Source organism: Methylobacterium sp. E-066 (assembly GCF_022829635.1).
Taxonomy (GTDB): Bacteria; Pseudomonadota; Alphaproteobacteria; order Rhizobiales; family Beijerinckiaceae; genus Methylobacterium.
This window is the reverse complement of record NZ_JAKSYO010000164.1, coordinates 1-10969: the sequence shown is the minus strand read 5'-3', so window position 1 is coordinate 10969 and position 10969 is coordinate 1. Positions and strand designations below refer to the sequence as shown.

General features: G+C 62.3%; 20 protein-coding genes. 9 read left to right on the top strand and 11 right to left on the bottom strand.

Features of this window, described 5'->3' with window-relative positions; all coding sequences use genetic code 11:
* The 3 genes from MKL20_RS33185 to MKL20_RS22460 all read right to left on the bottom strand — a co-directional run.
* On the bottom strand, positions 1 to 471 hold a 471-nt coding region (locus MKL20_RS33185), incomplete at its 3' end, for a Crp/Fnr family transcriptional regulator (protein ID WP_313902746.1).
* A 60-nt stretch (positions 472 to 531) separates the two neighbouring features.
* Positions 532 to 735 carry a hypothetical protein gene (locus tag MKL20_RS33180; RefSeq protein WP_313902745.1) on the bottom strand — a complete coding sequence of 68 codons (204 nt, stop codon included), beginning with the start codon at positions 733 to 735 and terminating at the stop codon, positions 532 to 534.
* A 473-nt stretch (positions 736 to 1208) separates the two neighbouring features.
* Positions 1209 to 1415 (bottom strand): hypothetical protein, encoded by a 207-nt coding sequence (locus tag MKL20_RS22460; protein WP_244038522.1) that lies wholly within the window; start codon positions 1413 to 1415, stop codon positions 1209 to 1211.
* Between the two features lie 187 nt (positions 1416 to 1602).
* On the opposite strand from MKL20_RS22460, the gene MKL20_RS22455 reads away from it, so the two are divergent.
* A complete protein-coding gene (locus MKL20_RS22455) occupies positions 1603 to 1890 on the top strand; it encodes a hypothetical protein (RefSeq protein ID WP_244038521.1) in 288 nt (95 codons plus the stop codon).
* A gap of 162 nt (positions 1891 to 2052) precedes the next feature.
* Here MKL20_RS22455 and MKL20_RS22450 read toward each other — a convergent pair whose 3' ends face one another.
* The 5 genes from MKL20_RS22450 to MKL20_RS22430 form a co-directional block, all read right to left on the bottom strand.
* Complete coding sequence (locus tag MKL20_RS22450; RefSeq protein ID WP_244038520.1) at positions 2053 to 2253, bottom strand: hypothetical protein; 201 nt, start codon at positions 2251 to 2253, stop codon at positions 2053 to 2055.
* On the bottom strand, positions 2244 to 2654 hold the full coding sequence (locus MKL20_RS22445) for a hypothetical protein (protein ID WP_244038519.1): 411 nt from the start codon (positions 2652 to 2654) through the stop codon (positions 2244 to 2246). Before MKL20_RS22445 ends, MKL20_RS22450 begins: the two co-directional genes overlap by 10 nt.
* A gap of 65 nt (positions 2655 to 2719) precedes the next feature.
* Positions 2720 to 3097 (bottom strand): hypothetical protein, encoded by a 378-nt coding sequence (locus MKL20_RS22440; RefSeq protein WP_244038518.1) that lies wholly within the window; start codon positions 3095 to 3097, stop codon positions 2720 to 2722.
* The gene (locus MKL20_RS22435) at positions 3094 to 3336 is read right to left on the bottom strand and encodes a hypothetical protein (RefSeq protein WP_244038517.1); all 243 of its coding nucleotides are present in this window, start codon (positions 3334 to 3336) and stop codon (positions 3094 to 3096) included. The genes MKL20_RS22440 and MKL20_RS22435 overlap by 4 nt, the downstream gene beginning before the upstream one ends.
* Positions 3333 to 3701, bottom strand: coding sequence for a hypothetical protein (locus tag MKL20_RS22430; protein ID WP_244038516.1), 369 nt, complete (start codon positions 3699 to 3701; stop codon positions 3333 to 3335). Before MKL20_RS22430 ends, MKL20_RS22435 begins: the two co-directional genes overlap by 4 nt.
* 151 nt (positions 3702 to 3852) lie before the next feature.
* Here MKL20_RS22430 and MKL20_RS22425 point away from each other — a divergent pair, with 151 nt between their 5' ends.
* From MKL20_RS22425 to MKL20_RS22415, 3 genes are read left to right on the top strand one after another with little or no spacing between them, the layout of a single operon-like run.
* Complete coding sequence (locus tag MKL20_RS22425) at positions 3853 to 4086, top strand: multiprotein-bridging factor 1 family protein (RefSeq protein ID WP_244038515.1); 234 nt, start codon at positions 3853 to 3855, stop codon at positions 4084 to 4086.
* A 9-nt stretch (positions 4087 to 4095) separates the two neighbouring features.
* Positions 4096 to 4386, top strand: a complete 291-nt coding sequence (locus tag MKL20_RS22420) for a hypothetical protein (RefSeq protein ID WP_244038514.1) — start codon at positions 4096 to 4098, stop codon at positions 4384 to 4386.
* A complete protein-coding gene (locus MKL20_RS22415; protein WP_244038513.1) occupies positions 4386 to 4634 on the top strand; it encodes a hypothetical protein in 249 nt (82 codons plus the stop codon). Before MKL20_RS22420 ends, MKL20_RS22415 begins: the two co-directional genes overlap by 1 nt.
* 91 nt (positions 4635 to 4725) lie before the next feature.
* Here the strand turns inward: MKL20_RS22415 and MKL20_RS22410 are convergent, their stop codons facing one another.
* From MKL20_RS22410 to MKL20_RS22400, 3 genes are all read right to left on the bottom strand, one after another.
* The gene (locus tag MKL20_RS22410) at positions 4726 to 5271 is read right to left on the bottom strand and encodes a GNAT family N-acetyltransferase (RefSeq protein ID WP_244038512.1); all 546 of its coding nucleotides are present in this window, start codon (positions 5269 to 5271) and stop codon (positions 4726 to 4728) included.
* Complete coding sequence (locus tag MKL20_RS22405) at positions 5231 to 5446, bottom strand: hypothetical protein (protein ID WP_244038524.1); 216 nt, start codon at positions 5444 to 5446, stop codon at positions 5231 to 5233. The genes MKL20_RS22410 and MKL20_RS22405 overlap by 41 nt, the downstream gene beginning before the upstream one ends.
* Before the next feature lie 420 nt (positions 5447 to 5866).
* Positions 5867 to 6238: a hypothetical protein gene (locus MKL20_RS22400; RefSeq protein WP_244038511.1), complete on the bottom strand. Its 372-nt coding sequence runs from the start codon at positions 6236 to 6238 to the stop codon at positions 5867 to 5869.
* A gap of 461 nt (positions 6239 to 6699) precedes the next feature.
* Between MKL20_RS22400 and MKL20_RS22395 the strand changes: the two genes are divergently transcribed.
* The 5 genes from MKL20_RS22395 to MKL20_RS22375 form a co-directional block, all read left to right on the top strand.
* Positions 6700 to 6927, top strand: coding sequence for a hypothetical protein (locus MKL20_RS22395; RefSeq protein WP_244038510.1), 228 nt, complete (start codon positions 6700 to 6702; stop codon positions 6925 to 6927).
* 733 nt (positions 6928 to 7660) lie between these two features.
* Positions 7661 to 7882 carry a DUF6894 family protein gene (locus tag MKL20_RS22390; protein WP_244038509.1) on the top strand — a complete coding sequence of 74 codons (222 nt, stop codon included), beginning with the start codon at positions 7661 to 7663 and terminating at the stop codon, positions 7880 to 7882.
* A 1150-nt stretch (positions 7883 to 9032) separates the two neighbouring features.
* Positions 9033 to 9413, top strand: a complete 381-nt coding sequence (locus MKL20_RS22385) for a hypothetical protein (RefSeq protein ID WP_244038523.1) — start codon at positions 9033 to 9035, stop codon at positions 9411 to 9413.
* 826 nt (positions 9414 to 10239) lie between these two features.
* On the top strand, positions 10240 to 10536 hold the full coding sequence (locus MKL20_RS22380) for a hypothetical protein (RefSeq protein ID WP_244038508.1): 297 nt from the start codon (positions 10240 to 10242) through the stop codon (positions 10534 to 10536).
* Between the two features lie 151 nt (positions 10537 to 10687).
* On the top strand, positions 10688 to 10969 hold a 282-nt coding region (locus MKL20_RS22375), incomplete at its 3' end, for a hypothetical protein (protein WP_244038507.1).

The window sequence follows — 10969 nt, the reverse complement described above, 5'->3', positions numbered from 1 at the left end:
CGTTCGCATCTGCAAGTGCAGGTAGGTCGCGTCGAACTCGGAGGCACGGACAAGCTCGTCCCACGCCTTAACCACCAGCGTCTGCCGGTGAAGTGTGATCAGCCCGCGACCGCGCATCTCCTTCAGCACGCGGTTGATGTGCACGGCCGTCATCCCCGTAGCGTCGGCGAGATCGGTCTGGGTGATCGGCAGCGGACAGCGGTGTTCACCCGCCAGCCCGACCGCCTCCTGCTTCAGGTACAGTTCGCAGAACAGGTGGGCCAAGTGCTCAAACGCCGGGCGACGCCCCATGGCGATCAACCACTCCCGGAAGATCGCCGCGTCGATCAGCGTGTCACGCCAGAGCGCGGCGGCGATGGTCGGGAAGCGGGCCGTGAGGTCGTGCATGCTCTCGTGCGGGACGAACGCCACGGTAGCCTGGGTCATCGTCCCAAGGGTGTGGTCCATCAGCGGGATGTGCAGGCTCTGCAAATCAGGGATGTCGCCCGCGATGTGGAACGAGAAGATCTGGCGGCGCCCCTCGCTCAGGAACTAGTAGCGACAGGCCCAACCTTCCAGGATGACACAGCACTGGGTCGCCCGGTCGCCGTCCCGCACGATGTCTTGTCTTGCCTTGAGGGTCCGCACCCGGACGGGCAGACGTTCAATCGCCTGTCGTTCCGCATCCGAGAGGCGGGTGACGCTCTCGAGCTTGCGGATGAGCGGGTAGAGGGCGTGGGGGAGCTTCGAGGACATGGCGGCTTCGCCTTGTTTGGCAGGCGGAAGCACACGGCGCTCCCAAGCGGCAGCATCCATTCCAGAGCAACCGACGATGGCGCACGGGTAGATGGTATATTATCGACCCGAACCATCCTGGGTTAAGTTTTCCGCGATCTGAGCGCTCTGCGCGGTCACACCCATCTGTCTTGTATTACTAAATTACTTACATAAAAATCTTACGCTTGTTATTCGTCAAAAAATTACGACATCGAACTGATCGCCAGCCGTATTCAGGGCACGGATGATTGAGGGACAGCGTGTGCTCTCGCCCTTTCACGGCGAAAACACGGGTTCGATTCCCGTAGGGCGCGCCAAAGATATCAGCGACTTAGCTTGTGTCGGCGACGGCCGTGTCCAACAAATGTCCCATATATGCACCTAGACGGGTGTGGACTCCAATCGCCCGCGCCGGAGGCGAGAGCAACGTTCGTGAGGGGCGACCGGGCTCGCTAGGACCGGTTATCCTGCTCAGCCTTGGCAGCCGCGATCATCTCGGCCGTGACCCGGATCATCTCACTGCCGTCGTGCACGACGTCGCCTGGCTTCAGATCCTCGATACCGTTGTATCGCCGCCGGCTCTCGGGCGAGGGGCAGCTTTCGTTCTCGAACGCGTCCTCGTGGATGAGGCCGCTGCCGGTTTTGTAGAAGCTCGCCATCGTCTCCTCGCTGGTTGGCTTGGTCTGACCCGCCCGCACAGGATGCGCGAGCGGCGTTCGTGAGGGGCGGATATCAACTGGCAAAGGTCGCTGCCTATTGCCGAGATTGTCGGCGGCCTAAGCCCCCGCTGACCTTCCACGCCCGTCCCGACGTGATCCCCTGGACCCCGCAGAGGGGCGGGCGTGGATGCTGCCCGCGGTCAGCACCATCAACTCAACATCAACCTTCCTTCGGCATCATGCACTTGTCGGCCAGGTGCCGATCTTCCACGCCCGCCGACGGTTTCACTTCGACGGTGGCGGCCTGGCGGGCGTGGATGCTTCGAGTTCCGGCTCGGCAAAACGGAAACCGTTTCCGTTTTCAAAAAGCGACACGGTGTCGTGTTTGGCCTCCCCGGACCGGGGGAGCGCAAAACGGACACGATGTCCGTTTCCCAAAAGCGAAACCGTTTCGCATTTGGCTGCCCGGGAGTAAGGCTGCGGGTGTCAGCGGCGGGATGGGTCGCTGACCTCCACGCCCGCTCAAACCATTGCTCCCGAGGCATGAGGGCGGGCGTGGATGCCAATTTGGATCCGGCGATAACCTGTGCGCCACTCAGGTTTCCCGGGCCCCAAGGTGAGGGACGCGTCCCCCACCCTACCGACACAGCACCGGCATCGGCGGGATCGCCGGCACGCCGCTGAGCGTTCGCGGCATCGGACCGCTGCCGATGGCCATGAGCGTCCGCAGGCTCCGGGTGGCGTAGTAGTTCGCCCTGCGCATGTCGTGGGTGGCACGGCGAACCCGCCTCGTGTGCCACCACGCCACCGCGATGATGAACGGGCTGATCAGGCGCATGGGTCGCCCTCCTCAACCCGGTAGACCAAGCCTCGATAGTCCGAAGGCAAGGCTACCCCGGCGACGTTCAGCACGCCGTGGATCAGCGCGATCAGGCAGTCCTCCGCGATGTCACGGCGCGCGCCCATGGCCTGCTCTTCGGAGAAAGCTGCCGTAAGGGCTAGCGCCGCGAGTCCGGCGAGCGTCGTCGGGGGAGGCATAGCGCTAGCCTCCCGGGCGTACTCCATGACGTTCACATGCGCTTCCGACGCGGCGAGGTCGGCCGGCGAGAAGTTGGGTTCGGCCCAACCCCATTCGCTTTCGCGGAAGTGCCTATAGAGCGCGCGAGCTTCGGCTTCGCGAGCGGCATGCGGATCGACAGTAGACGCCGTGGACTGCGGCGAGTCGGAAGGAAGGGCCATGACGGCCCCACCTGTGAGCGGGGCGGCGAGGATGGCGCCGAGAGCGGCGCGGCGGGTCGACGGGCTCACAGACACGCTGAGCCCTCCCGCCAATCGCAACCGACCGTGCTGAGTACCAGGGCGGCCCTGGTGGACGGGAAGGACACCCCGTCGCCCATCAGGCCGCCTTCGCTATCGGGACGCAGTTCGCCGTGCGCCCGGTGCCAGCGGTAAGCCGCACCGGAACAGGCGCTGACCCCGAACCGGGACCGCACGGCCCCTTCGATCTCGCGCGTGACGCTGCTCCACTCGAACATCAGCCAGTCGTGGTACTCGCGGAGCAGCCGCGGGGTGATCGGCTCGGCGACTGCGGATGGCGTGCCGATCAAAGTCACGCCGCCGCCGATGAGCGGGAGTGTGGTGAGGCCGCGAAGGAAGCCGCGGCGGTTGGATGGGCCGGTCATCGGGCATTCTCCCGAGTCTGCCGTGAAAGGTCGAAGCAGCGTTCCCAGTCGGCCTCGACGGCGAGGGCGCATTCGACGATGGCGTGGCCGATGACTGATGCAGCGCCCGGCTCCAGCATCGAGCCGCCGCGGCCGAGGGCGCGCACCGCCTGCCCCCAGGCCACGAGCGCCCTGATGTTGTCCTCCATGTCGAAGATCAGGCTGGCGAGATCGTCTCGGCGGGATGCGGGTTTGCTCATGCCGCCCTCCCGACATTGAAGCGGTGAGCACCACGGCCGGTCCACTCGGTGGCTGAGGTTTCCGGCTCCTCGGGCTCGGCATCCGGATCCGCGTCGAGCGCATCTAATAAGGCGAGGTCCGCCTCGATCCGGTCGGCGATCCGGCGGCGCAGCTCGCGGACGCGCTGGCGGTCGGCATCGGCGAAGAAGCTCGCCAGACCAATCTGGATGTCGGCGATGGTCTGGTCGGCCGGGTCGGTCTCACGGCAGGCTCGAATAGCCTTGGAGACGGGGCCCAGCTGTCTGCCGGACCCCTGGCCTAATAAGGGCTGCGGGTTGCCGGGCTGAGATAATAAGGGCTTCAGGGCGAGCGGGGGCATTGCCATAACCGGTGTGCTCCGGGGCTGAAGGTTTCAGGGCATAGCTGGAGAGGCCGGCGCTGCGCACCGAAACCAGTTCTTGTTCCGAAATCGGAACGAGGTTATGATTACGTCCGCCCCGGACGGCCGTCAACCAAAATCGTAACAGGGTTCTGAAATGCAGGCTGTCCAGTGCAAGATGGCTCGAACGGCGCTCGGCCTGGGCGTCCGGGATCTTGCTGCTGCAGCGGGCGTGTCGGCTGACACTGTGGCTCGGTTCGAGCGGGGCGATGCCCTGAAAGATCGGACTGTGGCAGCCCTACAGGCCGCCCTAGAGGCCGCCGGCGTCATCTTCATCGAGGAGAACGGCGAGGGACCGGGCGTGCGACTACGGAAAGAGGCGAAGACTTGATCGCGTACCGTGGCTGAGGGACCGATACGCCCCGGCGGTGAGGCGGACTTCACCGTCCTGGCCGAAGCGAACAAGGACCGGGAGCGGATCAAGCTCGTCCACAACGAGCGGACGAAGCTGTCAGCCACGATGTTCAACAACATCGCAACGGCATTCCTAGTCGGCGGAGGTGTGGGGCCTGTGCTCGGCCTCGCCTCAACGCCTGCGAGCTCCTGGCAGCTTATCCTCAGCCCCGTTTGGATCGTCGTCGGGTTCGTCCTACATTTCGGGGCCCGTCTCATCCTCAGGAGCCTCAAGTGATGAGCTTCCTGCAAATCTATGTGATTCTCGGTCTGCCAGCGGTAGCTTTGATCGCTCTTGCTGTGGCGATCCTGCTAGCTCGTCGAAGCGCGCGCCGGGTGGACGAAGCTGATTTCCAAGTGCAACGAGCAGTCTCAGAGCGCCGCAAGTACCTTGAGGGACTGGCTGGAGAGGGCGTCAACGGCCTCGAAGGCAAGGTGGCAATCGCAGAGGCGAACATTGTCGCGTTACGCCATTATGGCGAATAGGCCGATCCGATCGAAAAACTCCTGAGCTTCAGACCTGCAGAATTAGCTCTTCTTGAGCTTCTTCATCGCGCTTGGCCGCAGCGACGAGCATTTAACCCCGTCGCGGTTCGAAAAGATCCCGCAATGTCCAAATCGGTAGGATCATAAGAGGGAAGGCGGAATCTTCTCTAGCAACAAATCCGTGCCCTTCGTAATACGCTCGAGTTCTGTCGTTCAAAGCTCTTAAAGCCACGCCATAAATAGCAACATTTCGAGAAACTGAATAAGCCCGCTGAAGCGCGTTTATTAACAAGACAGTTCCAATCCCGTTGGACTGGATAGAACGCTGTACAGCTAACCACTCAATGTAGACGAACGGCGCGTCGCCGTCCTGATATCGGTCAGCATGCTGACCAAATAAATAGGTCGGGAGTATGGGTGAGAAGGACAGAGCGTAGAAGCCAAGAGCCGCCGTGCTTTCGCCTTTTAGAGCGCAAAACACCCGCGACCTGTCTTGATCATGGTGTTTAAATGCTTTGTCCGAAACCCATTTGTCGATTGAGGTCTCACCACACTTGAAACGCCTTACGCAATCCCGAGATGGTATTCGCTCAATTCTAATGCCTTTCAAGTCGTAGTTCTGGGTCGCACTCGTCATCAAAATTCTTCTGGTAGAACTCGTATGAGCGACGAAGCTCGGCAGGCACGCCGCCGTTCTTCGCATAAGCATTGCGACAAAAGTCGTAAGCCTCTTTCTCGTTTTTGAAGAGAGGCTTCTCTTTCGCATCGCCCCCCGAGAACCATCGGAGAACGTCAGTCAGCCGAAATGCCATGACATCCTTCGCTTTCTCAGCCGCGTACGGTGGCGAGTCTGCATTTCCTTGGTTAAAAAGAGGCGCTCGTCCAAGCGCTCTCGTGGGCGTTGGACGATCCAGTCTGCATGTTGTTCGCGTGCAAGCAGCAGTCAATCCGCAGTTGACAAAACGCAAAATTTGTGGTACCGCCGTACGCGGTACGGTGACGCGAACAGCGGCACCGCGAAGGCGAGGCACGTAAAATATATCGTGCATAGCGCTACGCGAAACGCCTATTTTATGCACTATGGTGCATAACATGAATTCTAGATCCTGTTGATCTGCGTTTCAGAATACGCGGCCACGTGCCCCGGCCTCGACAGTCCCCTGCGGCCGACTATCCTCCCGCCATGCGCACCGCCCTCGCCGCCCTCGCCTTCGTCGTTGATGGCTTGGCGATCAGGGAGGCGGATCGGCGGGCGTCGCGCTGGCGGGCACTTCCGGTCGCTCCCGCTTCTCCACGATCCGGCATCGATCCCGAAGCGTGACCTCGTGCTTGGGCCATAGCTCGCACGCCACTGCGAACGCCGCACGTGCCATCATGATCGGGTAGATCACCGCGAGCTGGGCCTCGATGCCGCCGCCAGTCTCGGTCCAGACCTCGACCGTGTAAGGCACGCCCGGCGGGACCGGGATGTCCGGTCGCCTGGGCGGCGGCAGCGTGATCGCGGCCAAGCACAGGTGCTCATATTTCCGGGCCGGCGGTGACCCGGGCGCGCGCTGGTAGCGGCACGAGGCCGTGAGATGGCGCAGCACATCAAGCGTTGACATGTCCGGGCCGAACCGCCCTCGCAAGCTGGCGACGGTGTACCGACCGGACCGCTTGCAGGACGAGCAATCCACGTACACCCGACCCGGCTGCACATCTCGCAGAAGCCCCACCACCGCCGTCTCCATTCTGGAACGAAGGCAGAACATGCCAGATCCGGTCGCGCGGTTCAGCAAGTCGCAGCTCTGGCTCGCGCGATGCCGGTGGAGGACTGTGGATCGTTTTGGGGAAAGCCAGCGCTGACAGGCGCTTCGAGCGCCCCTTGGCCGCTCGGCCCCGCCCCGATCTGCTCACGGGGCGGGGGAGCGTCCGATCTCACCAGCGGTCGAGCCGATACGTAACGTGGCTCACGGGTAGGATGCGGGTCGGCGGTTATCGGAGCATGCTGGCCCGGCAAATACGGCCGTGCCAGGTCGAGATCCCAAACCTTGGTGGCCCTAGGCGCCCGTGCGATGCTCGCGACATGAGCGAGAAGGTCCAGATCCGACTGACGTGCCCAGTTTGCCACCGCATTGGCACTGCTTACGTCCGTGAGGCGAGCGACCCAGCGTGGTTGAAAGGCCACAGGGATGTGTCCGTTGTCAGCATACCGGAAGGTTTCGTAGCTGTCCGCCGCGAAGAAAGCTCGTGGGGTGGCGCCTTCGATATCGACTGCATTGAGGACGGCGTTTCGGCGATCGGCGGCGCTTGACGGCGCGCTCCACGAAAAAGCCCGCGCCGGCGGACCGGGCGGGCTGAAGTTTGTGATCCTGGCCTCGGGGGAGTCCTAGGGATCGCAAGGGACCTTACAGTGCTCGCCTTCGGATTGCATCGGGCGGCTTCTATGATCCCTGCCTTGCCCTGAGCTGCTGCGCCAGTTTGAGAAGCATGTTGCGGATGTGCGTTCGAAGCGGTGATTCGGCTGTCATAGTCGAAACTACGCCCAGAGGGCGTACTAAGTTTCAGCTACTCACCTATTGATACACGCAGCTACGCCGAAATATAAGCAGGAGCCGGGAATAAATTCGGCGCTGCTAGCCAAATGACGTAGTGCGGTGCGTGCATCAATTTTGCTGATTTATTGCTACGGGATGATTCCTGATTTTCAGCAGAATGCTTCTGATGTGCGCTCGCAACTTCTCTTTGTTCTCGGACGCCTCGCCGATACTCTTTGCAGCTTCTGGTTTATCAAACGTCGACATGGCTTGTGCCCCAAATAAGGAGCGCCACCTCAGCGGCCTTATGGCCTTTGTTCGGAGGGCGATCGCCGGTATCTGTAATGGATCCCCTCGCCAAAATCTCGACATAATTGCAACTCGCGCGTCGAATTCACGTTTGAGATATTTTAAGATTTATCGCTGTTTCTGAAAGCTGCTGTGATGTTTCGAACTACGTAGTTGCATGCAAGGAGCCCTTCCGAGGGTCGCGACACGCGGGAGGCCTAATTGTCTGAGCGCTTCTACTTCGATATCGAGAACGGCGAAGAGATCCTCCTGGATGAGGAAGGTGTCGAAGCGTCTAGCCTCGAAGAAGCGATGAACGAAGCGCGTAGCGTGATCGAAGAGATGGCGGCCGAGGTGACAGGCGACAATCCAGGCGACTTGTGGACGCTAGTCGTGCGGGCTTCAGATGGATCGCTAGTCGGGCGCTTGCCGATCAAAAACTAGCACATTCGCCTCAATGTTCGGTGCAAGGTTGATTTGATCTTGCCTTGTAAACGGTCTGTTTTCTTCGATGATCCATAACCGCGCTTTTCATGGCGCCAGGCCTTAATCCGCCCGCCGCATCTGCGCGCCGCTGCGCTGCACGCGTCATGTCCCATCTGCCACCCGTGGTTCTGCACGATGTCACGGAAAAGGCGACGCACCCCATCAGGAGCGCGCCGCAAGTTGGCTCGCGGTCTCATCGACGAGCCGACGCTCATGGCAAAGCCCAGGCCATGAAAAAGCCCGCGCCGGCGAACCGGGCGGGCCAAGGTTGTGACCTCGAACTCTGGGGGAGTCGAAAATCGCGGGGACCATACCGCAAATACCAGTAGAGGAAAGCCCGCCACGATGCTGGATCGGGCGGGCTTTCAGCCTCGGACGCTGGTGTCACCGCGGTGTCCGAGACTCTGATGGCGCCAGCTGTTGAGACGGGCACCGCACACAGTTGTAGTACTGCAGTGCAGCAAAGAAACCCGCCTCGGCAGTGAGCCGGGCGGGCTGAAGTTGCCATTGGGCTTCGAGCGGTATGCATGGCTCGGCCGACGCTGATTCGCTTCACCCGTTTGGATGACGTCAGGGCCTCACTCCGCCTTCGCCATCTGCCGCCCGTGGTTCTGCACGATGTCGCGGAAGAGTTTGCCGGTGGCCTGGAGCGACACGGCCGCGTCAGTAGTCAAATGGAGTATTGACGCCTGGCAAAAATGGCGGAAACTTTCGAGGGTGAGATACCCCGGAGAAGTTGGTGCCGGAGTTCGAAATCTCAGAGAACTGCGACGGGCGCTGCATGGTCATCGCGCACGGACTCATCGTGGATGATCTGAGCCGTGAAGTGGCCGAGGCATTCGTGGCTGCTTGTCTCAGAGTTCAGGGGAAAGCGTCACGTGGTGCAATAGGTGCCACGCACGCATCTTCGCGGGCGAGACGCTCAGCGCCGCGACATTGAACAGACTGCCGGACGGGTTTGATCCCGCTGCCGTGAGTAGAGCGTGACCTGCGTAGAACGAGTGTTCCGGAGCACGCCACGGATAAACGCGTGGTGGTTAACCATTTCGTGCACCGTCCTCGCCGATGTGACTAAGGGGCGAGCAGGTGCTGGAGGGTCTCCAACATGATGTCTCTCACCGCCGTCCGAGTCGCCGCCCCGGTCTTCCTCATCGCCTCGTGGGCCACTCCGTCCTTGGCACAGCCAGCCGCGAATGGCGGGCCGAAGCTCCTCATTCACGGCAACTACTGCGGCCCGGGCAACAACGCCCCGCTGCCGCCTATCGACGCTCTGGACGCAGCCTGCGCCCGCCATGACGCCTGCACGCCGGATGTCGGCCTGCCCTCGAAGGCCTGTAACCTTCGGCTAGAACGGGAGGCTGCCGCGGTCGCGCGTGATCCGCGCCAACCGGACGATGTCCGTTCCCTGGCCGGCTTCGTAGCTTCGTTCGCTGCGTCCAACGCGTCGAGTCCCGCTCCATCGGTGATGCCGGTGAGGTACGGTCGCTAAAAGGCTAGAGGCTCAGCTGCGTTCGGCCGGAGCCATTGTGCGACCGCGGTTCAGCACCACGTCCTTGAACAGGTTGCCGGAGGCGGAGGCTCATTCCGCCTTCTCCATTTTCCGCCCGTGGTTCTGCACCACGTCGCGGAATAGGCTGGCTGATCGCACTCTCGGCTTTGTGGCCACATAGCAGAGGCGGGGTGCCCAGGAACAGATTGGTACTCCGTGGGCTTACTCAGCAGATAGAGGGCGATATGCTGAAGGTTGGCCAGCTATGGCTAACCGGGTTGCCGATCCCCATCCTCATACCAAGTTGGTTTTTCTTTTCGCGGGAGCGATAGCGCATGCCTTGTAGAATGCGTGTCCTGCTTGCTGCATCAGTTGTCGCCGTCATCGGCACAGGCGGAACTGGCATGGCGCGTGGCGGCGGCGCCATCCCTCCTGGCGGTCGGCTGGCGGCAACAGCGCCAGGTGGGACAGAGGGCTTGGCGGGCCCGCAGAATGTCGCTGATGCCGTCCGAAGCGGTAACGCCTACGGTTGGCGCCATGGTGCAAGCCGGAATGGGGTCGAGTACCCCCTCTATCGACCTCGGACAGGTAGGTATTGAATGAAACGGTAGCCCTTAGCCCAGCACCGGGGGACTGGAGCGGAGGCGGAAATTCGCCTCGCCGGCGAGCTTGACGATCTCCCCTACCAAGCCCGTGATCGGATCGGGCGGCGGGGTCGAGCCGGTCACGCGTTGGCCACATTCGCTGCCCTCCCATGTGACACTGGTCTCGGGAGACATCGTGCAGGATTGGCGGTTCCCCATCCCCTACACAGATGAAAGCTCCCATGACCTCGCTCACTCTCGTCGCGGCTGTAGCCGCGATGATCGTCACTCCTGCCGCCGCGCAGGTAATCGAAACGCCCACCAGCACGACCGTCATCGTCCCGCCCGGCGCGCCCGGCGTCGTCACACGGCAGCCAGGCTCAACCGGTGAAGAGGGTGCAGCCAGTTACTCGCCGACCGGCCGCGCTGCAGACAGCATCGCACCCGACTCGGCTGCAGCGGGCAATGCAGAACAGCCCTCGCGCGTCGGTACGACGGGCAGCGGTGGTGGTGGCGCTGGGAACGGTGGTGGGGGCTGAGCGGCCCGTACAACACGTTCGGCATCCTAACGGCAATCGCCGCGATTTCAGGGCGCCCTGATAGCCGGGAAGGGAGTAGGACCAACTCATGTCGGGCAACCCGGCTTCTAGTCGCATGGTCGATCGCCCTGCCCTGTCGTAGCTCGGCCGGATGACATCCGGTCTCGCTCACACCCTGATCCCGAACCCCGTCGCGATGTGGCACGGCGCGATCGAGAACATCTCCGAGCGCGCCTCGCCGTGTCGCTACCTGACGCCGACGCAGTGGGCGACGATGCGGGAAGCGGCGCTCGACTTCTGCACCCGGTTCGGCACTGAGGCGCATGGTCTGGGCTGGACGGCACCGCAGTTGTTCGGCGTCCATCCCGAGCACGGCACGCTCCGGGTCGACTACTGCGGCGCGCTGATGGTCGCCGGCAAGAAGGCGCAGGCG

Coding starts and splice junctions, on each gene's coding strand:
- MKL20_RS22405 (WP_244038524.1), bottom strand. CDS start 5,446: ATGGCATTTCGGCTGACTGACGTTCTCCGATGGTTCTCGGGGGGCGAT.
- MKL20_RS33180 (WP_313902745.1), bottom strand. CDS start 735: ATGTCCTCGAAGCTCCCCCACGCCCTCTACCCGCTCATCCGCAAGCTC.
- MKL20_RS22425 (WP_244038515.1), top strand. CDS start 3,853: ATGCAGGCTGTCCAGTGCAAGATGGCTCGAACGGCGCTCGGCCTGGGC.
- MKL20_RS22450 (WP_244038520.1), bottom strand. CDS start 2,253: ATGCGCCTGATCAGCCCGTTCATCATCGCGGTGGCGTGGTGGCACACG.
- MKL20_RS22430 (WP_244038516.1), bottom strand. CDS start 3,701: ATGGCAATGCCCCCGCTCGCCCTGAAGCCCTTATTATCTCAGCCCGGC.
- MKL20_RS22395 (WP_244038510.1), top strand. CDS start 6,700: ATGAGCGAGAAGGTCCAGATCCGACTGACGTGCCCAGTTTGCCACCGC.
- MKL20_RS22460 (WP_244038522.1), bottom strand. CDS start 1,415: ATGGCGAGCTTCTACAAAACCGGCAGCGGCCTCATCCACGAGGACGCG.
- MKL20_RS22435 (WP_244038517.1), bottom strand. CDS start 3,336: ATGAGCAAACCCGCATCCCGCCGAGACGATCTCGCCAGCCTGATCTTC.
- MKL20_RS22440 (WP_244038518.1), bottom strand. CDS start 3,097: ATGACCGGCCCATCCAACCGCCGCGGCTTCCTTCGCGGCCTCACCACA.
- MKL20_RS22455 (WP_244038521.1), top strand. CDS start 1,603: ATGCTGCCCGCGGTCAGCACCATCAACTCAACATCAACCTTCCTTCGG.
- MKL20_RS22385 (WP_244038523.1), top strand. CDS start 9,033: ATGTCTCTCACCGCCGTCCGAGTCGCCGCCCCGGTCTTCCTCATCGCC.
- MKL20_RS22380 (WP_244038508.1), top strand. CDS start 10,240: ATGACCTCGCTCACTCTCGTCGCGGCTGTAGCCGCGATGATCGTCACT.
- MKL20_RS22415 (WP_244038513.1), top strand. CDS start 4,386: ATGAGCTTCCTGCAAATCTATGTGATTCTCGGTCTGCCAGCGGTAGCT.
- MKL20_RS22445 (WP_244038519.1), bottom strand. CDS start 2,654: ATGGCCCTTCCTTCCGACTCGCCGCAGTCCACGGCGTCTACTGTCGAT.
- MKL20_RS22410 (WP_244038512.1), bottom strand. CDS start 5,271: ATGACGAGTGCGACCCAGAACTACGACTTGAAAGGCATTAGAATTGAG.
- MKL20_RS22400 (WP_244038511.1), bottom strand. CDS start 6,238: ATGTCAACGCTTGATGTGCTGCGCCATCTCACGGCCTCGTGCCGCTAC.